This is a genomic window from Rhodococcus sp. YL-1 (assembly GCF_001942025.1).
GTDB lineage: Bacteria > Actinomycetota > Actinomycetes > Mycobacteriales > Mycobacteriaceae > Rhodococcus_F > Rhodococcus_F qingshengii.
The window spans coordinates 326,769-349,098 of record NZ_CP017299.1; the positions used below are offsets into that span (position 1 = coordinate 326,769).

Annotated in this window: 23 protein-coding genes; 16 read left to right on the forward strand and 7 right to left on the reverse strand. The window is 62.7% G+C overall.

Features of this window, described 5'->3' with window-relative positions:
* Positions 1-17: 17 nt before the first annotated feature.
* The 9 genes from BH682_RS01535 (at position 18) to BH682_RS01575 (ending at position 8,141) form a co-directional block, all read left to right on the forward strand.
* Positions 18-1,736, forward strand: coding sequence for an urease subunit alpha (locus BH682_RS01535; RefSeq protein WP_003943847.1), 1,719 nt, complete (start codon positions 18-20; stop codon positions 1,734-1,736).
* Between the two features lie 9 nt (positions 1,737-1,745).
* A complete protein-coding gene (ureE, locus tag BH682_RS01540) occupies positions 1,746-2,393 on the forward strand; it encodes an urease accessory protein UreE (RefSeq protein WP_007731715.1) in 648 nt (215 codons plus the stop codon).
* A complete protein-coding gene (locus BH682_RS01545; protein ID WP_042921156.1) occupies positions 2,377-3,090 on the forward strand; it encodes an urease accessory protein UreF in 714 nt (237 codons plus the stop codon). The genes ureE and BH682_RS01545 overlap by 17 nt, the downstream gene beginning before the upstream one ends.
* 10 nt (positions 3,091-3,100) lie before the next feature.
* Positions 3,101-3,742 carry an urease accessory protein UreG gene (gene ureG / locus BH682_RS01550; RefSeq protein WP_007731713.1) on the forward strand — a complete coding sequence of 214 codons (642 nt, stop codon included), beginning with the start codon at positions 3,101-3,103 and terminating at the stop codon, positions 3,740-3,742.
* Positions 3,739-4,686, forward strand: a complete 948-nt coding sequence (locus tag BH682_RS01555) for an urease accessory protein UreD (RefSeq protein WP_007731712.1) — start codon at positions 3,739-3,741, stop codon at positions 4,684-4,686. The genes ureG and BH682_RS01555 overlap by 4 nt, the downstream gene beginning before the upstream one ends.
* A gap of 34 nt (positions 4,687-4,720) precedes the next feature.
* Complete coding sequence (gene yut, locus BH682_RS01560) at positions 4,721-5,764, forward strand: urea transporter (RefSeq protein ID WP_030535783.1); 1,044 nt, start codon at positions 4,721-4,723, stop codon at positions 5,762-5,764.
* A 104-nt stretch (positions 5,765-5,868) separates the two neighbouring features.
* A complete protein-coding gene (locus BH682_RS01565) occupies positions 5,869-6,390 on the forward strand; it encodes a gluconokinase (RefSeq protein WP_030535782.1) in 522 nt (173 codons plus the stop codon).
* The gene (locus BH682_RS01570; protein ID WP_007731708.1) at positions 6,387-7,169 is read left to right on the forward strand and encodes an SDR family oxidoreductase; all 783 of its coding nucleotides are present in this window, start codon (positions 6,387-6,389) and stop codon (positions 7,167-7,169) included. Before BH682_RS01565 ends, BH682_RS01570 begins: the two co-directional genes overlap by 4 nt.
* A 45-nt stretch (positions 7,170-7,214) precedes the next feature.
* Positions 7,215-8,141, forward strand: coding sequence for a D-isomer specific 2-hydroxyacid dehydrogenase family protein (locus BH682_RS01575; RefSeq protein WP_007731707.1), 927 nt, complete (start codon positions 7,215-7,217; stop codon positions 8,139-8,141).
* Here BH682_RS01575 and nac read toward each other — a convergent pair.
* A complete protein-coding gene (gene nac / locus BH682_RS01580; protein WP_064073574.1) occupies positions 8,135-9,058 on the reverse strand; it encodes a nitrogen assimilation transcriptional regulator NAC in 924 nt (307 codons plus the stop codon). The two genes, BH682_RS01575 and nac, sit on opposite strands and share 7 nt — an antisense overlap.
* Before the next feature lie 191 nt (positions 9,059-9,249).
* Here nac and BH682_RS01585 point away from each other — a divergent pair, with 191 nt between their 5' ends.
* The 6 genes from BH682_RS01585 (at position 9,250) to BH682_RS01610 (ending at position 15,060) form a co-directional block, all read left to right on the forward strand.
* On the forward strand, positions 9,250-10,053 hold the full coding sequence (locus BH682_RS01585; protein WP_075831840.1) for a LamB/YcsF family protein: 804 nt from the start codon (positions 9,250-9,252) through the stop codon (positions 10,051-10,053).
* Positions 10,050-10,757 (forward strand): 5-oxoprolinase subunit B family protein, encoded by a 708-nt coding sequence (locus BH682_RS01590; protein ID WP_172403470.1) that lies wholly within the window; start codon positions 10,050-10,052, stop codon positions 10,755-10,757. The genes BH682_RS01585 and BH682_RS01590 overlap by 4 nt, the downstream gene beginning before the upstream one ends.
* Positions 10,750-11,823, forward strand: a complete 1,074-nt coding sequence (locus tag BH682_RS01595) for a biotin-dependent carboxyltransferase family protein (protein ID WP_075835106.1) — start codon at positions 10,750-10,752, stop codon at positions 11,821-11,823. Before BH682_RS01590 ends, BH682_RS01595 begins: the two co-directional genes overlap by 8 nt.
* Entirely contained in the window at positions 11,820-13,154 is a 1,335-nt protein-coding gene (locus tag BH682_RS01600; protein WP_075831842.1) for an MFS transporter, read from the forward strand. Before BH682_RS01595 ends, BH682_RS01600 begins: the two co-directional genes overlap by 4 nt.
* Positions 13,155-13,249: 95 nt before the next feature.
* Positions 13,250-14,005 (forward strand): SDR family oxidoreductase, encoded by a 756-nt coding sequence (locus BH682_RS01605; protein ID WP_007731698.1) that lies wholly within the window; start codon positions 13,250-13,252, stop codon positions 14,003-14,005.
* An 11-nt stretch (positions 14,006-14,016) separates the two neighbouring features.
* Positions 14,017-15,060, forward strand: a complete 1,044-nt coding sequence (locus BH682_RS01610) for an L-idonate 5-dehydrogenase (protein ID WP_030535776.1) — start codon at positions 14,017-14,019, stop codon at positions 15,058-15,060.
* A 59-nt stretch (positions 15,061-15,119) separates the two neighbouring features.
* Here the strand turns inward: BH682_RS01610 and BH682_RS01615 are convergent, their stop codons facing one another.
* The 4 genes from BH682_RS01615 to BH682_RS01630 all read right to left on the reverse strand — a co-directional run bounded on the left by BH682_RS01615 (position 15,120) and on the right by BH682_RS01630 (position 18,233).
* Complete coding sequence (locus BH682_RS01615; RefSeq protein WP_007731695.1) at positions 15,120-15,788, reverse strand: 4-carboxy-4-hydroxy-2-oxoadipate aldolase/oxaloacetate decarboxylase; 669 nt, start codon at positions 15,786-15,788, stop codon at positions 15,120-15,122.
* A 25-nt stretch (positions 15,789-15,813) separates the two neighbouring features.
* The gene (locus tag BH682_RS01620) at positions 15,814-17,022 is read right to left on the reverse strand and encodes an aspartate transaminase (protein ID WP_075831844.1); all 1,209 of its coding nucleotides are present in this window, start codon (positions 17,020-17,022) and stop codon (positions 15,814-15,816) included.
* Positions 17,023-17,182: 160 nt separating this feature from the next.
* Positions 17,183-17,587, reverse strand: a complete 405-nt coding sequence (locus BH682_RS01625; protein WP_042447698.1) for a DUF4259 domain-containing protein — start codon at positions 17,585-17,587, stop codon at positions 17,183-17,185.
* A gap of 25 nt (positions 17,588-17,612) precedes the next feature.
* Positions 17,613-18,233: a LysE family translocator gene (locus BH682_RS01630; RefSeq protein WP_007731691.1), complete on the reverse strand. Its 621-nt coding sequence runs from the start codon at positions 18,231-18,233 to the stop codon at positions 17,613-17,615.
* A gap of 399 nt (positions 18,234-18,632) precedes the next feature.
* Between BH682_RS01630 and BH682_RS01635 the strand changes: the two genes are divergently transcribed.
* Positions 18,633-19,643, forward strand: coding sequence for an alpha/beta hydrolase (locus BH682_RS01635; RefSeq protein WP_075831846.1), 1,011 nt, complete (start codon positions 18,633-18,635; stop codon positions 19,641-19,643).
* An 8-nt stretch (positions 19,644-19,651) separates the two neighbouring features.
* On the opposite strand, the gene BH682_RS01640 is transcribed toward BH682_RS01635, so the two are convergent.
* Together BH682_RS01640 and BH682_RS01645 are read right to left on the reverse strand one after the other, a co-directional pair.
* Positions 19,652-20,521 carry an MYG1 family protein gene (locus BH682_RS01640; RefSeq protein WP_075831848.1) on the reverse strand — a complete coding sequence of 290 codons (870 nt, stop codon included), beginning with the start codon at positions 20,519-20,521 and terminating at the stop codon, positions 19,652-19,654.
* A 37-nt stretch (positions 20,522-20,558) separates the two neighbouring features.
* Positions 20,559-22,253 carry a bifunctional metallophosphatase/5'-nucleotidase gene (locus BH682_RS01645; RefSeq protein WP_075831850.1) on the reverse strand — a complete coding sequence of 565 codons (1,695 nt, stop codon included), beginning with the start codon at positions 22,251-22,253 and terminating at the stop codon, positions 20,559-20,561.
* Between the last annotated feature and the right edge of the window lie 77 nt (positions 22,254-22,330).

Genomic DNA, 22,330 nt, shown 5'->3' on the forward strand with positions numbered 1-22,330 from the left:
GAAGGAGAGCAATACCCATGACAAGCATTTCGAGACAAGAGTATTCGGGTCTGTTCGGGGTCACCACGGGTGACCAGATCAGGCTGGGCAATACCGACCTGTACATCGAGGTCGAGGAAGATCTTCGAACGATCGGCGACGAGTCGATCTACGGCGGCGGCAAGACGCTGCGCGACGGCATGGGCCAGGATCCGGAGTCGTGCAGCATCGACGGTGCCCTCGACCTCGTGATCACCAACGTGGTCATCGTCGATGCAACCATCGGCGTCGTCAAGGCAGACGTGGGAATCAAGGACGGCAAGATCGTCGGCTGGGGTAAGGCGGGAAATTCCAGCACGATGGAAGGCGTCACCCCGGGGCTGACCACCGGTCCGGCGACCGACGCGATTTCCGGTGAGCAGATGATCCTCACTGCCGCCGGCATCGATCCGCACGTGCACCTCGTGTCACCACAGCAGGCGTACCACGCACTCAGTGGGGGAGTGACGACGCTGATCGGTGGTGGCATCGGCCCGACCGACGGAACGAACGGCACCACCATCACTTCCGGTATCTGGAACATGGAGATGATGCTCAAGGCCAACGAGGGTTTGCCGGTCAACGTCTGCATGTTGGGCAAGGGGAACTCGTCCGGGCATCAGTCGCTGGTCGAACAGATCAAGGCCGGTGCGGCCGGTCTGAAGGTCCACGAGGACTGGGGCGCGACACCGGCCACAATTCGTGAGTCTCTGCGGGTGGCAGACGAAATGGACGTTCAGGTCGCCATTCACACGGACACACTCAACGAGGCCGGATACGTCGAGGACACCATCGCGGCCTTCGAAGGCCGTACCATTCACACCTATCACAGCGAGGGCGCGGGTGGCGGTCACGCACCCGACATTCTGCGGGTGACGGGCGAGGACAACGTACTTCCGGCGTCGACCAATCCGACGTTGCCATACGGCATCAACACTCAGGCCGAACTCTTCGACATGATCATGGTCTGTCACAACCTCAATCCCAAAGTGCCCTCGGATGTTTCGTTTGCCGAGTCCCGCGTTCGCGCCGAGACGATCGGTGCCGAGAACGTACTGCAGGACATGGGCGTCATCTCGATGTTCTCGAGTGACTCACAGGCGATGGGCCGGGTTGGAGAAAACTGGCTACGCGCGATCCAAACAGCGGACTGCATGAAGCGGTCCCGCGGAAAGCTGCCCGAGGATTCACCGACGCACGACAACTTTCGCGTGTTGCGCTACGTCGCGAAGGTCACGATCAATCCAGCGTTGACGTTCGGTCTTTCGCATGTGGTCGGGTCGATCGGTGTCGGGAAGATGGCGGATCTTGTTCTCTGGGAGCCCGCATTCTTCGGCGCGAAGCCGAAGACGATCATCAAGAACGGGTTGATCAGCTGGCACGCCATGGGAGATCCGAATGCGTCGCTCCCGACACCACAACCGGTGATCTACCGGCCGATGTTCGGTGGATTCGGCAAGGCGTTGCCGCAGAGTTCGGTCTCGTTCGTCTCGCGAGCGGCGCTCGACGACGGCATCAAGGATCGACTCGGTCTCGAACGTCAGGTTGTCGCCGTCGAGGGCACGAGGACGGTCACCAAGCGTGATCTGGTTCGTAACTCGGCTACTCCGGAAATCAAGGTGGACCCGGAGACCTTCGCGGTGACTGCGGACGGTGTCCATGCGTACGTCGAACCCGCCGAATCCATTCGCTTGAACCAACTTTACTTCTTCAGTTAGGGGTCTCCAGTGTCGGGAACAATCACACACACGCACGGTGCCGATGCGACGCCACACACGCACGGCGAGATGACCGCGCCGAGCGGAAAGCCGACGCGAGTCGACGCGCTGCTCGGGAAGGAGACCGACGAGGAGTGGGCCGGTCGACTCGACAATGCGGTAGTCGACGTCTTGTCGCTCGATCAGTGGGAAGCGCAGAAGAGTCGGTTACGACGCACCACGATCGGTGGCCGTGAATTGGCCGTCTCGCTTGATCGTGGTATTCAGTTGCAGGACGGCGACATTCTGCTGTGGGACGAGCCGGCGAACACCGTGGTCGTGGCCAGGATCAACCTCAAGGACGTGTTGGAGATCGACCTGAGCGCGCTGGTCGACGTCACGCCCGAGAAGATGATTCAGACGTGCCTGGAGTTGGGACATGCCGTGGGTAACCAGCACTGGCCTGCGGTGGTGAAGGGAATGAAGGTCTACGTTCCGTTGACCGTCGACAAGGCGGTCATGGGCTCGGTGATGCGTACGCATGCTTTCGAGGGCATCGAGTACACCTTCATCCCGGGCGCCGAGGTCATTCCCTACATCGCTCCACACGAGGCACGCCGTTTGTTCGGTGCGGCCGCGCGTGAGGGCGAGGGGCATACCCATGACCCTCTCGTCTGAGGGATCCGGGCTCAGCATCAACCGCGCGATGCGGATGATGCAGTTTTCCGATTCCATGTTCCCGGTCGGTTCCTTCTCGTTCTCCAACGGTTTGGAATCGGCCGTGGCGCAAGGAATTGTCACGGGTGGTCCGTCGCTGCGGGAGTTTGTGCTCTCGGCCGCCCATCAGGGCGCGACGTGCGACGGTATCGCCGTACTCGCAGCGCACCGGGGTGCGGCAGCCGGTGATTTCTCGGCGATCCTCGCCGCTGATCATGCAGTGATCGAACGCAAACTCAACGAAGAAGCACGCACGATGAGTACCCGCATGGGTAAGAAGTTGGCCGAACTCGGCGGGCGCTTGGCCGGTGAGACCCTGTTCAACAAGTGGTTGGCCGCGATCGCATCGGGGGAGACACCGGGTACCTACCCCGTCGGCCTCGGAATTGCTTTCGCGGAGATGGGTTCTCCGGAAGAGGACGCTTTCACGGTCAATCAGTACGGTGTCGCGATGACGTTGCTCGGCGCTGCCCTTCGTATCGTCCGAGTCGATCACCTCGCGACGCAAGAGATTCTGTTCGAGGTCAATCAGACTGCCGGCCATGAGTACGCCGCAGTGCGTGACTACGGACTCGACGACATGTCCAATTTCGCCCCGATGATCGACATTCTGGCTGCGGTGCACGTCAAGGCGCACGTCCGAATGTTCATGAACTAGAAGGAGAACGATGAAGAAGACAACGCGCATCGGAATCGGCGGACCCGTGGGTTCGGGTAAGACCGCGCTCATCGAGGCGATCACACCGGAGTTCATCAAGCGGGGCACCAGCGTTCTGATCATCACCAACGACGTGGTCACCACCGAAGATGCCAAGCATGTGCGCAAGGCTCTCAAAGGTGTTCTCGTGGAGGAACGTATCGTCGGCGTGGAGACGGGAGCCTGCCCACACACCGCCGTCCGCGAAGACCCGAGTATGAATCTCGCGGCGGTCGAGGACATGGAGAAAACGTTCCCGGACACCGACGTGGTGTTCATCGAAAGTGGTGGCGACAACCTCACACTGACGTTCAGTCCAGCTCTGGTCGACTTCTTCATCTACGTCATCGACGTAGCCGCAGGCGACAAGATTCCGCGCAAGAACGGTCCGGGAATCTCGCAGTCCGACATCCTGGTCATCAACAAGACCGATCTCGCACCGTACGTCAACGCCGATCTCGGAGTCATGGATCGCGACTCCAAGGGGATGCGCGGCGACAAGCCGTTCGTCTTCACCAATTGCATGACCGGGGAAGGCATCAAGGAAGTGGTGGACCTCATCGTGCACGGAGTCCTCTTCGACGAAGAGGAAGTGGGAGCGAGCGCACCGTGAGCGCAACGTCCGTCCCGGGAGCATCGCGGTCGCTCCCGGGGCCGATCCCGACCATCCCGGAACTCGACCAGTACCAGGACCAGCCGAAGCAGGCCCCGGCCGGCAAGGTCGGGAAGACCGGCGTTCTCGAGATGCGATTTGTCGACCGTGGCGACAAGACGATTCTGCGGGACATGTACCGCAAGACACCGCTGCTCGTTCAGCAGGCGCTGTACTGGGACGAAGCGTTGCCGACCATGCCGTGCGTCTACATGATCTCGACGTCCGGCAGTGTGTTGCAAGGCGATCGACTGTTCCTGACCATCGAGATGGAACCGGGTTCCCTCGCGCACGTGACCACTCAGTCGGCCACCAAGGTTCACCGGATGGATGCCAATCACGCGTCGCAACTCCAGAAAGTGGTGCTCGCGGAGAATTCGTATCTCGAACTGATGCCCGGGGTGACGATCCCACACCGCAACGCGAGGTACTACGCGCGCACCGACATCACGGTGGATCCGACTGCAACGCTGTTGTTCTCGGAGATCGTGATGTCGGGTCGCAAGTACCACGACGGCGGAGAGATGTTCGTCTACGACCTGTACTCCACAATGATCAAGGCGGAGCGTCCGGACGGGAAGAACCTCTTCACCGAGAAATTGGTGATCGAACCGGCACGCTTCCCCGTGCGATACGGCGGAATCATGGGCGACCACGACGTGTTCGGCAATGTCATCCTGCTGACACCGAAGGAGCACGCCGACGCGATTCTCGAAGAGGTAGTTCCGGGCCGTGACGGCAAGGTCGTTTCCGGAGCGAGTCGGCTACCGAACGACGCCGGTCTCATCTTCAAAGTCCTCGGTCCGGAGAGCGAACCCGTCAAGGCGAAGGTTCGTGATTTCTGGGCTCTGGTGCGAAAGGCAGTTCTGGACACCACCATTCCGCCCGTCCCGCTGTGGGGATGACGCGGATCGTCGGAGAAGGATCGAGGGACGTGCGATGACCACCATCACCAAACCCTGGGACGACGTCGCGGACAAGAACGTCGTGCTCAGATTCATCGACACCAATCTCAAAGGCTCCGGGCAGGTGATGTTCCAGGGCAATGCGCTGACGGGCCTGCTGTTTCTGGTCGGTATCTTCTGGGGAGCGATAGCCGCGGACACGATCACCGTCGCAATTGGTGCCGTGGTGGGTCTGGTGGTATCCACCGTCACCGGCATGATGCTGCACTCCGACGACGATTCGATGCGTATCGGCCTGTACGGATACAACGGAGTTCTTGTGGGAGCTGCCTTTCCGACGTTCCTTGCCGGCGGTGTGATGCTGTGGATCTACCTCGTGGTGGGAGCTGCCGCGTCGACGATCGCGTTCCTGGCCGTTGCCAATGTCTTCAAGACGTGGGGCGTACCGGCGCTGACCTTTCCGTTCAACCTCGTCAACTGGTTCTTCCTCCTCGCGGCGTTCCAGTTCCTGCGGATCGAAACGTCAGACCTCAGCGCGGGCCAGTTTCCCCAGCACATCGGGGACGCGTCAGTTCATGCCGAAATTACTTTCAGCTTCCTGTGGGACACGCTGTTCCGCAACGTTTCCCAGATCTTTCTGATCAACAACACCGTCACCGGCATTATCTTCGTGATCGCGCTGCTGGTCGCGTCGCGTTGGGCGGCGTTGTTCGCGCTCATCGGTTCCGCGATAGCGATGGGTTCGGTACTGGCGCTGGGCGCAAACACCGTCGACATCGGCAATGGTCTCTACGGGCTCAGTTCGGTGCTGACGGCAATTGCTCTCGGATCGGTGTTCTACAACCCGTCGTGGCGTGTCTTCGTCTACACCGTCTTCGGAGTACTGGTGACTGTTGTCATCCACGGCACGCTGGTGTCTGCCTTTGCTCCGATCAGCCTGCCGGCCGGAACGGGCCCGTTCGTCTTCGCGACGTGGCTGTTCCTGCTGCCGAAGAAGAAGTTCGTTCCCATCCAGCACGACACCATCGAGGGTGGAGCGGCCGAGGGCAAGGATTCGATCGCGAAGGCGAACGGATAGGGCTCGAACGGGCAGAAGTTCCTAGATCGTTCCGCTATGGCACCCTCGCGAACCGGTATCACTCGAGTATTGTCTGGCCTTCGGTAGTCGGGCATGGTCGAAGCATGACCGTGCAGGTAGTTGTGATGGGTGTGGCCGGTGCTGGAAAAAGCACCGTGGCAGTGGGTCTCGCCACGTCTCTCGGGGCAGACTTCGTCGACGGTGACGATCTGCACCCCGAGTCCAATGTCGCCAAAATGCGTTCGGGGACACCGTTGACCGACGAAGACCGTGTGCCGTGGCTCGACGCGATCGCGGCCTGGCTTTCCGAGCGTGCCGATGCGGGACGAACAGGCGTCGTTGCCTGTTCGGCTCTGCGAAAGGACTATCGGGGCCGGTTGCGCCCGGACGGTCTCGACGTGCAGTTCGTCCACCTGGCCGGTGATTTCGAGACTATCTCCGCACGTATGCGTTTCCGCGCCGGGCACTTCATGCCGGAGAGTCTGCTCATCTCCCAGTTCGAGGCTCTCGAACCGCTTACAGACGACGAGCGCGGCATCACGCTGAATGTCGTCTCCGAACCGAGCACACTGGTGGGCGAGGCAGTCGACTACATCCATACATCTCAGAGGAGCGTCACAGCGTGAGTAGCACCGCAAGCCCCGGCCCGTTCGACATTTCCGGGAAGGTCGCGCTGGTGACGGGTTCGAGCCGAGGCATCGGCTCGGCCCTCGCGACTGGTCTCGCCGAGGCGGGTGCGGTGGTGGTGCTCAACAGCCGAAATTCCGACGTGCTCGAAGCCGAGCGTCGACGCATCGCCGACGCGACCGGCGCAACGGTGCACGCATACGCGTTCGACGTCACCGATTCGGCCGCCGTCCGGGATGCGGCGACACGCATCGAGGCGGAGGTCGGCCCGGTCGAGATCGTTGTCAACAACACCGGCGTGCAGCACCGCGCCCCGCTTCTCGAGTTCGGCGACGACGACTTCCGGCGTGTCATGGACACCAACCTGACCAGTGCGTTCTACGTCGGACGTGAATTCGCCCGCGGCATGGTCGAGCGCGGACACGGGAAGATCGTCAACATCTGCTCGGTGCAGAGCGAACTCGGCCGAGCGGGAATCGCACCGTACGCGGCCAGCAAGGGCGGGCTCAAGATGCTCACCCGCGGAATGTGCGCTGACTGGGCACCCTTCGGTTTGCAGATCAACGCGATCGCACCGGGATACTTCGACACCGAACTGACCTCTGCGCTGGTCAACGATCCGGAGTTCACCGCGTGGCTCGCCAAGCGGACACCCGCCGGACGTTGGGGCCGTACCGAGGAGCTGATCGGGTCGCTACTGTTCTTGGCCTCCCCGGCTTCGGATTTCGTCAACGGTCAGATCCTCTACGTCGACGGCGGAATGACGGCCGTCGTCTGATTGTCCGCTGTTAGATCGTCCGCTACTCGAACAGAAAGCACCCACATGACAGACGCCAGCGCCCCTCGCATCCACCTCGGTCCCGTCGAGGATCCTCACGTCGCCGACGGAATACGCCGAGCCGGTGGAGTTCTCGTTCCACTGGCAGACGCCGAGGGCGTCGTGTGGGTACACGGGCCGGAGACGTTCCCGTCGTCGCTACCCGATTCGGTTCGTTGGGTGCAGTTGCCGTTCGCCGGCATCGAGCCCTGGTTCGACGCCGGGGTGATCGACGACAAGCGGGTCTGGACGTCTGCTGCCGGAGCGTACGCGGGCAATGTTGCCGAACATACGATGATGCTTCTCCTCGCCGGAGTTCGTTCTCTCCCCGAACAATTGGCGGCGCAATCGTGGCGCAAGGAAGAGTTCGACCCGCGGGTGGGCACTTTGCAGGGCTCGACAGTGGCGATCATCGGTTGCGGCGGAATCGGCCGTGCGTTGATCCCGTACCTCGCCGCGTCCAAAGTCAAGGTCATCGCGATCACCCGCTCCGGGACCCCTGTCGAGGGTGCTTCCGAAACGCTCTCGGCCGACCGCACCGGCGAAATCTGGTCCAAGGCAGATCACTTCGTGATCGCAGCACCGTCGACATCCGCGACGCGGCATCTGGTCGGCAAGGCCGAACTGGACCAGATGTCGGAGTCGAGCTGGATCGTGAACATCGCGCGTGGCACCCTCGTCGACACGGACGCATTGGTCGACGCACTGGAAGCCGGTTCGATCGGCGGGGCGGCACTGGACGTCACCGATCCCGAGCCGTTGCCGGACGGGCATCGGTTGTGGAAGCTGCCCAACGCGATCATCACTCCACACGTCGCCAACCCGGCTACGACGCTCACCCGCGTCCTGGCAGATCACGTTGCAGCCAACGTCGCCCGATTCGCCGCAGGTGAGGACCTCGCCGCCGTGATCGATCCGTCGGCGGGCTACTGACCGCTCGCGTTGGTTCCCTTCACGTAATCGGCAACGACGGTGCGCAGAACATCGCGCACCGCCTCGGCCGGTTTGGAGAGGGGCTGATTGGCCGGGGTGCCAAGGGAGACATGCACTTCGATGCCCGGCTCGATGCGTCGTAGCTCGAGCGCTTCGACGTCCATGACCCTGCGGGCCACCGACCACGGCAGAACCGTCGCGCCCAATCCGGTGCGTACGGCCTCGGACAGCGTCATCACCGATTCCACTTCGGCCACGATGTTCGGTTGCTGCTCTGCACGGTCGAAAGCCTGCTCCACCACCTTGCGGATGGTGTGCATCCGACCCGGAAGCAATAGTGGTAGTTCGGCGATCTCGGGCAGGGAGATGTCGGATCCCGATTCGCCTGCCAGTCCGGTACCGAACGGCGCAACCACCACCAGCTCCTCGGTGAGCAAGCGTTCGAACGTCACACCCTTGATCGGGCCGGCGTCGTACAACAACGCCAGATCCATGCGACCGGTCATCATCGCTTCGCTGAGCACGCCACCGAAGTTCTCGTTGATGTGCAACAAGATATTCGGGTGCTGCTCGCGCACACGGGCCAAGAGCGGCAAGGCGATTGCCGTCGCGGTGCTGTACGGGGCGAGGCCGACCGAGACGCCACCCGCCAGCGCCCGTCCGACCACGGACACCTCGGCCTGAGCACTCTCCACCTGACGCAGAATCACCTGAGCATGCCGATAGAGTGCGTGCCCCGCATCGGTCGGCTCGACACCCTGTTTGCTGCGGATCAGAAGTTGCTGACCGAACTGCGTTTCCAGCGACGTCATCTGTTGGCTCAGGGCGGGTTGTGCGATGTGCAGGATGTCGGCGGCTCGGGTGATGCTGCCGGCATCGACAATTCGTACGAACGAGTAGAGCCTTCTCGTGTCCATGCTGTGCAAACTACCAGCTCAACGGACATATCGAATTCCGATCACCCCAACGCGAAACGGTATTAACAACCCTTTGGCGTTCCTGAGTAGCGTCCCAGAAACACCGAAGTCGACACACAGAACTTCGACAGTCGGACCAACCACGGGCAACGGCGCCCGTACGAACAAGTAAACGAACCGGAAGGACCGAAATGGCAACCAGCATCGATCTTGTCGCCGATCTCGGCGAAGGTTTCGGCACGTGGACCATGGGCGCCGACGATGCTCTGCTCGACACGCTGACTTCGGCCAACATCGCTTGCGGATTCCATGCAGGCGATCCACGAACCATGGATGCGACCGTGCGGGGGTGCGTATCGCGCGGTATCGCCATCGGCGCGCATCCGAGTTTTCCGGACCTCGCCGGATTCGGACGTCGCGCGATGGATCTCAGTGAGAACGAGGTCCGAACCGACGTGCTGTTCCAACTCGGCGCCCTTCACGCCTTTGCGGTCGCGAACGGAACGTCGTTGTCGCACATCGCTCCCCACGGCAAACTCGGGAATCTTGTTGCTGTACGCCAGGATTACGCGCGCGCCGTCGTCGATGCGGTCGCGGCCTTCGATCCGTCGTTGATCGTGCTCGCCCAGGACGGGGCGTTGGCCGACGAGGCGACTGCCCGCGGATTGAGCGTCGGCATCGTCGGAATCGCGGATCGCGCATACAACTCCGACGGAACTCTCGTGCCCCGCAGCGAGCCGGGAGCGGTGATTCACGACGTCGACGTTCTGGTCGAGCGGACCGTTCGGATGGTGGTCGAGGAAGTCGTCGAAGCTGTGGACGGCACGTTGATCCCGGTTGTCGCCGATACGGTCCTCGTGCACGGTGACAACCCCGGTGCCGTCGCGAACGCGAAGGCGATTCGCGCCGCGCTCGAGGCCGCCGGTGTCACCATTGCGCCGCTGACCCGGGTCGTGGCGTCACGGCGGGCCCGTGATGTCGGGTGTTCCGCGTGAAGACCTACGTCGCCGACTGCGGTGACGCCGCCGTTCGCGTCAGTGTCAGCGGCGGGACCGCCGAGCAGAACTGGAACACCGTTCGATCGATCGCTGCACGTTTCGATCTCGGTGCCGACGGCATCGTCAGCGTCATCCCGACATACGACGCCCTGCTGGTCGAGTTCGACAACCTCCTCACGGACCACGACGCCGTCCGCGGCCTGGTTCGCGAAGCAACGACTATCCCCCGACCGCTGGAAGGTGAACCTAGGACGTTCGAGATCCCCGTCGTCTACGGGGGCGAACACGGCCCGGACCTGGGTGATACAGCGCGGTTTCTCGGCGTCACCGAAGCCGAAGTGGTGCGCCTTCACTCCGCAGCCCCGTTGGTCATGCGTTGCTACGGCTCACCCGGCGGCGCCCCGATGCTCGACGGCCCGGCGTTCGGCCTTCCCATCCCGCGCCGATCGAGCCCGCGACCGCACGTCGCGGCCGGTTCCGTTGCGGTGGCCGGACGTCAGGCAGTCGTTTCGGCCAGGCCTGCGCCCGGCGGTTGGGCAGTGATCGGCCGGACCCCGCTCATCTTGGTCGATCCGGCGTCGGAGCAGATTTCTGCCTACCGCCCGGGCGATCTGTTCGTCTTCCGTGCGATCGACGCCGATCGCTGGGACGACTTCGACGGACGCTCGCTCCTGCCCGTAGGGGGTGATCCCCATGGCTGAGACCGTCACCGTCCTGACTCCCGGAATCAGCTCCGTCCAGGATTTGGGGCGTGGATCGGCGTCACAGTTCGGTCAGGCGACGGGCGGCGCAGCCGACCAGATCAGCGCGGAGATCGCCAACGCGTTGGTGGGTAGTAGGCGCGAGGCCCCGCTACTGGAGTTGACGGCCCTCGACTTTTCAGCGTCGGCGTCCACGGATCTGCTGATCGCCGTCACGGGTGCACCCGCAACGGTGACGGTGGACGGACATCGGCAACCGCAGTGGGAACCGATCGTCTGGCGAGCCGGTCAGCGGCTTGCCGTCACCGGAATCCACGACGGATTGCGCGTCTACGTCGCCGTCCACGGAGAGCTGACGGCCGACTACCTCCTGGGCAGCTGCGCTCCCGACCAGGTCCTCGGATTCGGCCGTCACTTGACCGCGGGGGAGACGCTGGTCGTCGACACCGACTGCCCGCCGATCGACCACCCGGTCTTCCGGCTACCGCTGTTCCGGTTGTTGCCCGACCGACCGACCTTCGGCAACGTGTGGACGCTCGACGTGACCGACGGCCCCGACATCGACGACTTCGGGGAGAGTGCAGCCGCGCTGTTCGGCACCGAATTCGTGGTGGGCGATCAGAGCAATCACATCGGGCTTCGGCTGGCATCTACCGATGAGCAGCCGCTCCCACAGCGCACCGGCACCGGCGAGGTCCTCTCGCGCGGCGTCCCCATCGGCGCCGTCGAAGTACCCGCTGGCAACGAACTTCTGGTCCTGCATCGAGGTAGAGGCGTCACCGCCGGTTATCCGGTGCTGGCAGTCGTCACCACCGTTTCACTCTCACAGCTGGGACAGGCCCGACCCGGGCACCGCGTCCGATTCCGGAACTGCAGCGTCGCAACGGCGGTTGCAGAGCACCGCGAACAGCAGCACCGCATCGCCTTGCTGAGGCGGCGTGTGGAGAACGTATTCACCACCCTCCGGATACCTCTTCACACCTCGGAAGCCCGAGTACCGAGCCACGTCGGCACCACACGCCCCGCGAGCGCTCCGCGCCGCGCGTCTATTTTGGAGACAGCATGACCAACACCATCGAAGCGGTAGACGGCCAGGTAGTCGACCCGCGCAAGGTCCGGAAAGTCGTCGCAGCGGGCTGCGTCGGCATCTTCGTCGAGCTCTACGACAACGGTGTCTTCGCGTTCATGGCGACGGCACTGGCCATCGTGTTCTTCGACGTATCGAAGTCGAGCGACGCGCTGATGCTGGTGTTCGCCGGCTACGCGGTCTCGTTCTTCGTTCGACCCCTCGGCGCGGTGGTCTGCGGCATCCTCGGCGACCGGATCGGTCGACAGAAGATGTTGGTGTTCGTCATCATGCTGATCAGCGTGGCGACCGCCGGTATCGGCTTGCTGCCCACCTACGCGGCCATCGGTATCGCGGCACCGGCACTGCTGATCTTTCTGCGGATCGTGCAGGGATTCTCCGTCGGTGGTGAAGCTGCCGGCGCCATGACGTTCCTCGCCGAACACGCCCCGGAAGGCAAGCGCGGCTTGATCACGAGCTACGCGCAGATCGCGTCGTTCCTCGCACTGCTGACCGGAACGATGATCGCGTTTGCCATGTCGCCGTGGCTCAACGCCGACGCGATCAACGGCGGCGGACTCGCATCGTGGGCGTGGCGCATCCCGTTCCTCATGGCCATTCCGATGGGAATCATCGGCTGGTACATCCGCCGCGCGATCTCCGATACCCCGAACTTCGAGCGGCTCAAGGAATCCGGCGGTTTGTCGCGCAATCCGCTCAAGGAAGCATTCTCCACTCCCGAACACCGTCGCGCCATGATCCTCGCCCTGTTCATCCCCTTGATGAATGGTTCCGGCTACTACGTTCTGTTCTCGTACATGCCCACGTTCCTCAAAGGCGATCAGATCGGATTCTCGACCGGGACAGCGCTTCTCGTCACCGCATCCAGCCTGGTCGCGATCTGCTTCGCGATTCCGTTCATGGGTGCTCTCTCCGACCGGATCGGTCGCAAGAAGGTCATCGCCGGTGCAGCTGCGGCAATGGCGATCGGAGCGATCCCCTGCTATGCCATGATCGTGACCGGCAACGTCGGCCTCGCCGTTCTCGGTGCTTGCCTCATGGCAGTGATCTTCGCCGGGCACACAGCCGTCATCCACATCCTGATCGTCGAACTGTTCCCCACGCGGGTTCGCTACTCCGCCTACGGTTTGGGTTACAACATCTCGTCCGCACTCTTCGGTGGTACCGCACCGTTGTTGATGACCTGGTTGATCCCCGAATTCGGTATCTACGTTCCCGCCTTCTACGCGGTCATCACCGCAGTCGGCACGCTGATCGCGGTCAGCACCATCACCGATCGCGCCCACGTTCCGCTACGCGACACTCTGTGACTTCTCGCGTGAGTCACTCCTGATCCGGCCCGGTGGCCGCCTGCAGTCCGCGGCGGCCGCCGGGTCATACCAATTTCTTCCTGTAGGAGCACACAATGCCTTTCTCCGATTACCGCACAGCTCTCGTCACCGGCGCCAACACCGGAATGGGTGCCGCCGTCACCGAGATGTTCACCAAGCGCGGACTGACGGTCTACGGCGTCGCCCGCAATGCCGACAAGCTCGGTGAGGTTGCCGATCGCACCGGAATGATCCCTCTGCCCGTGGACATCACCGACACCGCCGCGCTCGCCGAAGCTGTCGGCGGACTGGAGATCGACATCCTCGTCAACAACGCGGGGGTGTCCGCAACCGGAAACATTCTCGACGCCGAAGAAGCATCGGTCGACGCGATGGTGGACGTGAATCTTCGTGCGGTGCTGCACCTGTGCCGCATTCTGCTGCCGGGAATGGTGGAGCGCGATCTAGGTCATGTCGTCAACATCAGCTCCATCGCCGGCCTGTACAACTTCTACGGCCACACTGCCTACCACGCGACCAAGGCTGCGGTGCACCAGATTTCGCGCCAGCTGCGAAACGACTGCATCGGCAAGCGGATTCGAGTGACCGAGATCTGCCCTGGCCGGGTCGAGACCGAGATCTTCGGTCGCAACCTCGGCGGCACGCCCGAAGCCATGAAGGAAGCGTGGGAGACCTTCTACGAAGGCTACGAATCCATCACTACCAAGGACATCGCGGATACCATCGAGTTCGCGATCGACGCCCCTGGCCACGTCAATCTTGGTCTCATCGAGGTGCTCCCCACCTTCCAGGTGCCCGGTGGCCTCGACTTCATCCGTCGCAACGACTGAGAGAGCGCATCATGAGTTTTGTACTACCGGAAACGACGCTCGGAGTGGTGGCCCATGCGGCAGGTGACCTGCGGGTCGAGCATGTTGCGTTGACTGCGCCGACCGCCGAGCAGGCAGTGATCGAGATCGCTTACGGCGGTGTGTGTGGATCAGATCTGCACTACTGGACGCACGGCGCGGCGGGGGAGTCGATTCTGAAGGCACCGATGCTGCTCGGTCACGAGGTGGTCGGCACGGTCGTGACGGCCGCGGCGGACGGAACGGGGCCGGCAGTTGGAACTTCCGTGGCCGTACACCCCGCAACGCCCGGTGGGACCGCGCCTCGGTTCCCGAGCGATCGGCCCAACCTCTCGCCCTGCTGCACATACCTGGGAAGTGCAGCGCAGTACCCACACACCGAGGGCGCCTTCGTGAAATACGCAGTGCTCCCGACACGCATGCTCCGGGAACTGCCCGAGGGGTTGGACCTGCGGACTGCGTCGGTAGCCGAACCGGCAAGCGTTGCCTGGCACGCTGTTTCGCGAGCGGGAGACGTACGCGGGAAGAAGGCGCTGGTCGTCGGCTGCGGACCCATCGGCGCACTGGTCGTGGCTGTGCTCAGACGAGCAGGCGCGCAGTCGATCACCGCGGTCGACGTGCACGACGTTCCGCTGCAGATCGCGTCGACGCTCGGTGCGGATCGGGTTCTCGAGGCCACCGACGCCGAGGCAGTCGCCGCATCCGATGCCGACGTGGTCGTCGAGTGCACCGGCAATCATCGCGGGCTCGAATCCGCTATTCGCGGGGCGACGCGCGGTGGACGGGTGGTCATGCTCGGGCTTCTTCCGTCCGGACCTCAACCGGTACACATTTCGCTGGCGATCACGCGAGAGTTGGAGTTGGTGGGCTCATTCCGCTTCAACGACGAAATCGACGAGGTGCTGCTCGCCCTCGCCGACGGTTCGCTTGCTGTCGATGCTGTTCTCACACACGAATATCCGGTCGAGGAAGCTCTGGAAGCCTTCGCAGTCGCCAAGGATGCTTCGGTGTCGGGGAAGGTGCTGTTGCGGTTCTGAGTCCTTCGACCCTGTGCGCCTTTATTAACCGCGGGCGGTTAATAAAGGCGCACAGCAGGTTATTCGACCACCAGGCCCTTGGCTTCCAGCAGAGCAGTCAGATTGCTCACCTCGAGTGGGGTCTCGCCCCGCTTGTAACGCTCGATGTACCCGGCTTCGGCTTCGTCACGGGCACGCGAGAGTTCGATTGCCTCGGCAACCTCCTCGCGGCGGACCACGACAACGCCGTCGCAGTCACCCTTGACGACGTCACCGGGATAAATGACCTGTTCTCCGAAGACCAGGGGATGGTTGATCGGGCCGAGAGATTCCTTGACGGTTCCCTCGATGTACACGTGCTTGGAGAAGACGGGGAATCCGAGTTCGCGGATCTCCCGGGTATCGCGCACTCCGCCGTCGGTGACCAGTGCGGTAATGCCGCGCGCAACACAGGCATTGGCGAGGACATCGCCGAACTGGCCGGCGGCTTGATCACCTGAAGAGACGATCAGGACGTCACCCGGCTGTGCGTAGCTGATCGCAACCTGCAGCATGAGGTTGTCACGGGGATGGCACTTGACTGTGAAGGCGGAGCCGCAGAACTTCATGTCGCGGTCGATCGGTTTGATCGCCGGATGCAGCGACCCCTTACGTCCCTGTGCCTCGTGAATCGTGGCCGCGGAGAACGTCCCCAGTTCGGCAATCAGGTCCTTGTCCGCGCGATCAATTTTCGTCTTGACGTGAATCATCTTGTACTCCAGAAAGTATGAAAGATCAGGAAAGGCGTTCGACTGCCGCGGCGATCTGTGCCGCGGCCTTTTCGAGGACGGCCTCGGAGGTGGCGAAGGAGATACGGAAGTACGGCGATGCGCCGTAAGCCGAACCCTGAATGGTGGCAACCGACGCCTCGTCGAGGAGATAGAGGACGAGATCCTGGTCGGACTCGATCACGGTGCCATCCGGGGTCTGCTTGCCGATCAAGCCGGCACAGTTGACGAACAGGTAGAACGCACCCTGCGGCACGACGGGCTCGAGCCCGGGGACAACACTGAGGAGGTGAGCCGAGAGGTCGCGTCGTCGTCGGTAACTTCGTACGGATTCGGTGAGGAAACTCTGGTCGCCGGTAAGGGCTTCCACGGCTGCGGCCTGGCTGATCGAGGACGGGCAGGAAGAACTTTGACCCTGCAGTTTGTTGACGGCGCCGATCAATCCGGAATTTCCGAGTCCGTATCCGAGTCGCCACCCGGTCATGGCATGAGACTTGGAGACTCCGTTGGTGACCAGTACCTGATCACGGAGGTGCGGAGCGACCTGCAGCAGACTCGGGATCGGAGCGTCGCCGAAGTTGATCTCGTCGTATATCTCGTCGACCAACACACTGACATGGGGATTGGCCTCTATCACTTCGGCGAGGGCCTGCAGCTGCTCGCGGGTGTACACAGATCCGGTGGGGTTGCCCGGGGCATTGAGGATGACCCACTTGGTGTTCGAAGTGATTGCAGCGGATAGTGCTTCGGCTGTGAGAAGAAAGTTGTCGGACTCCTCGCACTGAACGATCACCGGAGTTCCGTCGTGAGCGAGGACCATATCCGGGTACGAAACCCAGTAAGGGGCGGGAACGATAACCTCGACGCCGGCTTCGACCGTCGCCATGAGAGCGAGGAAGATGACCTGTTTCGCGCCGCCGCCGACGGTGATCTGGTTGTCCGCGTACTGGATTCCGGTTCGCGAAGCCGCGCGTGCTGCGATTGCCTCGCGTAGAGCCTGGATGCCGTTGACTGCGGTGTACTTGGTCTGACCCGTGTTGATCGCAGTGATCGCCGCAGACTTGATGTTGTCGGGTGTGTCGAAATCGGGCTCCCCGACGGTCAGGTCGAGTATTTCACGGCCCTGGGCCTTCAGCTCGCGCACTCGTTGTGCGGCAGCCACACTCGGCGACTCCCTGATTCTGTCGACGCGCGCAGCCGGAACGAAAGTCGCCATGATGGTCTGCTCCTGGGTCCGGGGTGAGCGTGGATTCCCGTCGTCGACGAGCCACAGTTCTCACTCGGTGATCCGTTCGACCATAGGGTCCTACCAGGGCATCTGACCAAGACCGAACCGTTGTGGCCCGATAAGCAAACGTGATGGAGCGGCGACGGAATCAGACCGACAGAACGCGCAGATCCTCGAGACCGTCCACGACGGGAACGCGCCACGACGCAAGCTCTTCCGGTCCCTGCTCGTCCCACAGCTCGAACAGTTCCGAATCGGTCGATGCGATGGTGCGCTCCACCATTTCGATCAGCCAGGTGAGCCGTTCACTGGTCAGAGCCGAGGTGAAGGAGTCGAGATCGAGGTCTTGGGTGGCAGGGTCACGCTTGCGGTCGGCACGCACGATCAGTACCAATTCGAGCAAGGCGACGGCGATTTGACCGCCGTCGACCTCGAGGTAGTCGTCTTCGAATGCCCACTTCACCGATTCGAAGGTGAAATCACCGTGCCCGATGGACGCGATCAAATCCCCTGCACCGTCGTTCTCGAACGGTCCCGATCCCCACGCGCCCACTGTCTACTCTTTTCCGATTGCCGTGTCAGCGCGCTTCGAGCGCGATCTTCGCTCCGAATCCTAGAAGAACTGTTCCGGTTATGCGCTCGAGTGCCTGTCGCACTCGGGGCTTTTCGAAGGTGCTACGCGCTCGCGAGAGAAGGACCACGTAGCCACTGAGCCACACGATGGTGATGGCTGCGTGGATGAGCACCAGCAATGCAAGCGACGGTCCCGTCGGCCACCCGGCCGGAACCAACTGCGGCAACAGTCCGGTGTAGAAGACGGCGATCTTGGGGTTGAGCAGGTTGGTGGTGAAGCCCGTCTTCCATGTCCCGGCCTTCTGCGATCGTGGAGCGTCGGCATTGTGTTGCATCCGCGACGTCCGGCTCTCCCACAGTGCTCGCACACCGAGATAGATCAGGTAAGCCGCGCCGGCGAGCTTGACGACGGTGTACGCCTCCGCCGACGCGGCCAGGATCGCCGACAGCCCGAGGACGGTCAACAGACCCCACACCAGAAGGCCCGAGACGATGCCGGCAGCTACCCGGAAACCGGCGGATCTGCCCGCGCCGAGAGCAGCCTGCGTCACGACGGCCATGTCGGGCCCGGGGACCAGAGTCAGTAGGGCGAGCACAGCTGTGGCGGCGAGCAGAGCGGTCAGCATGCAACAAGTATGAAGTCGGGGTGGGGAGCATTGTCGGCCGGTGGTGTCGGGCCTGTGAACAAAGAGTGGCGCGGCGGTGTGAACTGCATGGACACGCCCGGAAACCGGCGTCTCGCGAGCCCTGTTCGACAAAGTTATGCACACTGTGGGGAAACGAATCGTTGCAGGTAGAAGGAATAACTATGTTGTAATTCATCCTTTTGTCCACAGGTTATGCACAACTGGGAAGCGGATGTGAATGAAGTTATCCACACCTGTGTGTGCATCGGTGGAGAACTGTCCAACTCCATTGGATACCCGCGAGTAATAAATCCCAACCAGTGGGTTGACCCCGGGACGTTCGTCCTGTCCAATCGAGAGTCAGCGGTAGTCGTGCGATGCTCAGGGGGCGCTTGACGGATGCGGAGATTTGGGTTTGTCGGGATTGTGTTGGTCGTGCTCGCGCTTGTCGTGGGCGGAGTGGCGTATGCCGAACCGGCACCTGAAAACCCGCCAGGAGATTCGGCCGGTCAGGCCGGGGCTCATATCAATCGCATAGAGCAGTTGTCGCCCACACGCAGTGCCGTCTTCGTCGAGTCGCCGGCCATGCGGCGCGAGGTGCAAGTGCAGGTTCTGCATCCAGCGTCGAGTGCCGGTTCGCGTCCGTCCTTCTACCTACTCGACGGCGTCAGTGCCGGTTCGGAATCCGGATACTCCCAAAGCACCTGGACTCAAAAGACCGACATCGAAGCGTTTTTCGCCGACAAAAACGTCAACGTCGTTCTCCCTGTTGGCGGTACCGGCAGTTTCTACACCAACTGGAAGAACGACGATCCGAACCTCGGTGTGAACAAGTGGGAATCGTTTCTCGCTGAAGAGCTTCCGGCGTTGATCGATTCTGCGTTTTCCGGAAATGGGACGAATGTGGTCGGCGGGGTGTCCATGGGTGCGCTCGGCGCGGCCAACCTCATCACACATCACCCGAAGCTCTACACCGGATTGGCCTCGTACAGTGGCTGTCTCGACAACTCCGAATCGTCCTCGCAGGATTCCGTGCGGCTCACCGTGGCCAGCAAGGCGGGCGACGCCACCAACATGTGGGGTCCGGCGTCGGACCCCGACTGGCAAAAGCACGACCCGTCCACCAACGCGGAAACGCTGCGAGGGAAGACGATCTACGTGTCCTCCGGTACAGGTGCGCCCGGAGAATACGACAACGTCTTCACCCCGAGTGGACTGCAGACTGCCATCGAAGGCGGACCGCTCGAGGCGCTCGCTAATACGTGCACACAACTGTTCGAAGCGAGGTTGGGCGAGTTGTCGATTCCCGCAGTATTCGCGTATCGGAACGACGGCACCCATTCGTGGCCGTACTGGCAAGACGCGCTTCACGATTCCTGGCCGACGGTGAAGACGGCACTGGGAATGTGAGCTGAGAACTACTCGGCCAGTGCCAGTTCGAGCAATTGGAGGGCGCCGTCACGGGTCTGCGCAGCCGCGATGAACCCGGCCTTGTGGCAGAAGACCGAACTGTCGACGCCCGTCTGGGCGGCAAGATCCGAGCCGTTCAGGCCGCGCCACGGCTCCGGCAACAGCTTTCGTGAACCGAACTTGGAGTCAGCAGGCTTGACCGTCTGAATCGACCAGCCGCCGTTGGTGTTCGGGAAGATGGTGAACAGCAGCTCCGGCTGGGCCGACGCGGCGCGGCCGTGGGGAACGAAGCGATCCAGGACGACGAAGCGCGGATCCGTTGCTTTTTCGTAGGTCTCGGTGAACTCGCGCTCGGCGGCCGCGTCGCCGGCGTACTTGGCGCGCAGGCGAATCAAGACCTGGGTTGCGAGAACGACGGCCAGCTCGAACTGGGTGTCGAACTCCTCGTCGGTGGACGAGATCGGATTGAAAAGGTCCAGCACGGACGACAGATCAAAAGGCTTGGTGCCGTAGTCGTTGAGGGTGTAGATCTCTTGGCCGTTGTCGACGGCGTCGATGCCCTCGACCAGTCGGCTGTCGATACGGCGGAACACGGAGGCGTCGCCTTCACAGAACTGCAGGCCGTATTCCTGCCAGAGCAGACCGAAGGCGGAGTACAGGATGCCGTTGCTGCGCTCGCCGGCATCACGCTGGTGATGGTCGAAGCGCCCCTCGGCCGGGTTGTAGCGACCGCCGACGTCGAGCACGATGTCCGCGCTGTCGAGGACGGACTCGTCACGGCTGCGAACGACGGTGGCGTCGGGGTACAGCTGCTTGAGCAGCGATACGCCGAAGACGTCGTCTGCATGGAACTTGCCGTTATGGGTCGCGATGATCACCCGTCGAGACTAGGCAATCGAGCGCGGGGATGCCTAGTCAGCCGATGGTGCGGATGCGGTCGGTGGCAGGTGGCGAGACCGGCGACCCGGCTGCGAACAGGGCGGTCAAGGCGTCGAGGTCGTTGCCGGCACCGGTCATCTGGGTGGAGTTCTTCAGTGCGGTGAAGCCGTCCCCGCCCTCGGCGAGGAACTTGTTCACCACGACGCTGTAGACGCCGTCGGGGGCGATGTCCTGCCCGTTCAAGCGCATTTCCGAGATTCGCGAGCCCGGCGCTGCTCGCCGGTCCATGGCGTAGGTGAAGCCCGCGGACGGGGAGAGGATGCGCTCGGTAGCGGTGCCGTCGAGGTCGATCTGGAATTGCTGTTCGAGAGCGTCCTTCAACACCGCTCCTGTGACGGAGAGCACCTCGAGGCTGTTACCGAAGGGTTGAACACCGTAGGCCTGGCGGTAGGTGACCTGGCCGGAAGTGCCGAAGTCCAAGTCCTCGCGCATGCCGCCGGGGTTCGTCAACGCTAGTTGGGCGCCTCGTGTCGATCCGGCGGCGAGTTGAGCGTCGGCGACCAGGTTGCCGAGTGTCGATTCGCCGCTGGGGACGCGGTCGCGTGTCAGATCGGCGGTAATGGTCCCCACCGGCCGCTGAGCGCTGTCCGACGCCTCCGACCAGGCCCGGTCGGCGAGAGCCTGAATATCGGGATCCGGCGAAATGTCGTGTGTCACTATCTGATTGAACGCGGACGTCTGATCGCGAACGACCTCGCGTGTGTTGCGATCGATGGTGACGTCTGCGACGGACACGATCCGGCCGTGCGAAGCGCCCTGCATCACGACTCTGGGATTGCCTGCGGGATCAGGGAATTCGCAGTTGTACTGCTGGTGGCTGTCGGCGGTGAAGATGACGTCCACCTTCGGTGAGGCGCGAAGGGCGATGTCGCGGGCCGGGCCGGACTCGACATTGCAGTCGTTGGGCCCACCTTCGACGGCCGGTTCGTCCCCACGGTGCAGGAGGACGGTGATGGCTTTGACGCCGAAGAAGTCGAGGACGTCGGCGGTGCGGTTGATCGCTTCGACTTCGTCGCCGAACTGCAGATCGGCGATCCCACCCGGTGTCACGATCTGCGACGTGTTGGCGGGGGATATCGCGATGACTCCGAGCGGAATGCCGTCGACCATGTTCACGGTGAAGGGCAGCGTGGCCGGGGTGCCGTTGGTGTACGTCATGTTCGCGGCCATCAGAGGGAAGTTGGCGCCGCCGAAGGACGGACTGAACGTGCATGCATCGACGGCGGAGCAACCGCCGGACTGCATGCGACGGAACTCGGCGAGCCCTTTGTCCAGTTCGTGGTTGCCGATCGCGGAAGCGTCGATCTTCATCCGGTTCAGGAGTTCGACCGTCGGTTCGTCGTTGAACATCGCCGACTCGAGCGCCGACGATCCCCAGTTGTCACCGACCGAATACAGCAGCGAGTTGGTGGCTTGACTGCGAAGTTGCGTCACGTAAGCAGCGAGATACGCCGCGCCACCTGCGGGGGTGAGAGAGCCGTCGGCCTGCCTGATCTCGCTGCGAACACCTTCCGGCGGGCGGAGACTGCCGTGCAGATCGTTGAACGCCAACAGACGTACCGACACCGTGTCCTGGGACTCTGCGTCGGCGACGCCACTCAGGGAGGTCGCGGTGGTGGCGAGAAGGGTCGTTGCGAGCACGGCACACGTTCGTGTCATGCGTCGCGTCATGCGTCGTGCTCCCTCACTCGGACCGGCTTCGAACCTCCCTGAGTGTGCCCGTCTGCCGAAACGAATTCCAGTCCCCG

Excerpts from the sequence above, each read along its gene's own strand:
- BH682_RS01535 (WP_003943847.1), top strand. The coding sequence starts at position 18 with ATGACAAGCATTTCGAGACAAGAGTATTCGGGTCTGTTCGGGGTCACC.
- BH682_RS01545 (WP_042921156.1), top strand. The coding sequence starts at position 2,377 with ATGACCCTCTCGTCTGAGGGATCCGGGCTCAGCATCAACCGCGCGATG.
- ureG (WP_007731713.1), top strand. The coding sequence starts at position 3,101 with ATGAAGAAGACAACGCGCATCGGAATCGGCGGACCCGTGGGTTCGGGT.
- yut (WP_030535783.1), top strand. The coding sequence starts at position 4,721 with ATGACCACCATCACCAAACCCTGGGACGACGTCGCGGACAAGAACGTC.
- BH682_RS01565 (WP_030535782.1), top strand. The coding sequence starts at position 5,869 with ATGACCGTGCAGGTAGTTGTGATGGGTGTGGCCGGTGCTGGAAAAAGC.
- BH682_RS01575 (WP_007731707.1), top strand. The coding sequence starts at position 7,215 with ATGACAGACGCCAGCGCCCCTCGCATCCACCTCGGTCCCGTCGAGGAT.
- nac (WP_064073574.1), bottom strand. The coding sequence starts at position 9,058 with ATGGACACGAGAAGGCTCTACTCGTTCGTACGAATTGTCGATGCCGGC.
- BH682_RS01585 (WP_075831840.1), top strand. The coding sequence starts at position 9,250 with ATGGCAACCAGCATCGATCTTGTCGCCGATCTCGGCGAAGGTTTCGGC.
- BH682_RS01595 (WP_075835106.1), top strand. The coding sequence starts at position 10,750 with ATGGCTGAGACCGTCACCGTCCTGACTCCCGGAATCAGCTCCGTCCAG.
- BH682_RS01600 (WP_075831842.1), top strand. The coding sequence starts at position 11,820 with ATGACCAACACCATCGAAGCGGTAGACGGCCAGGTAGTCGACCCGCGC.
- BH682_RS01605 (WP_007731698.1), top strand. The coding sequence starts at position 13,250 with ATGCCTTTCTCCGATTACCGCACAGCTCTCGTCACCGGCGCCAACACC.
- BH682_RS01610 (WP_030535776.1), top strand. The coding sequence starts at position 14,017 with ATGAGTTTTGTACTACCGGAAACGACGCTCGGAGTGGTGGCCCATGCG.
- BH682_RS01615 (WP_007731695.1), bottom strand. The coding sequence starts at position 15,788 with ATGATTCACGTCAAGACGAAAATTGATCGCGCGGACAAGGACCTGATT.
- BH682_RS01620 (WP_075831844.1), bottom strand. The coding sequence starts at position 17,022 with ATGGCGACTTTCGTTCCGGCTGCGCGCGTCGACAGAATCAGGGAGTCG.
- BH682_RS01630 (WP_007731691.1), bottom strand. The coding sequence starts at position 18,233 with ATGCTGACCGCTCTGCTCGCCGCCACAGCTGTGCTCGCCCTACTGACT.
- BH682_RS01635 (WP_075831846.1), top strand. The coding sequence starts at position 18,633 with ATGCGGAGATTTGGGTTTGTCGGGATTGTGTTGGTCGTGCTCGCGCTT.
- BH682_RS01645 (WP_075831850.1), bottom strand. The coding sequence starts at position 22,253 with ATGACGCGACGCATGACACGAACGTGTGCCGTGCTCGCAACGACCCTT.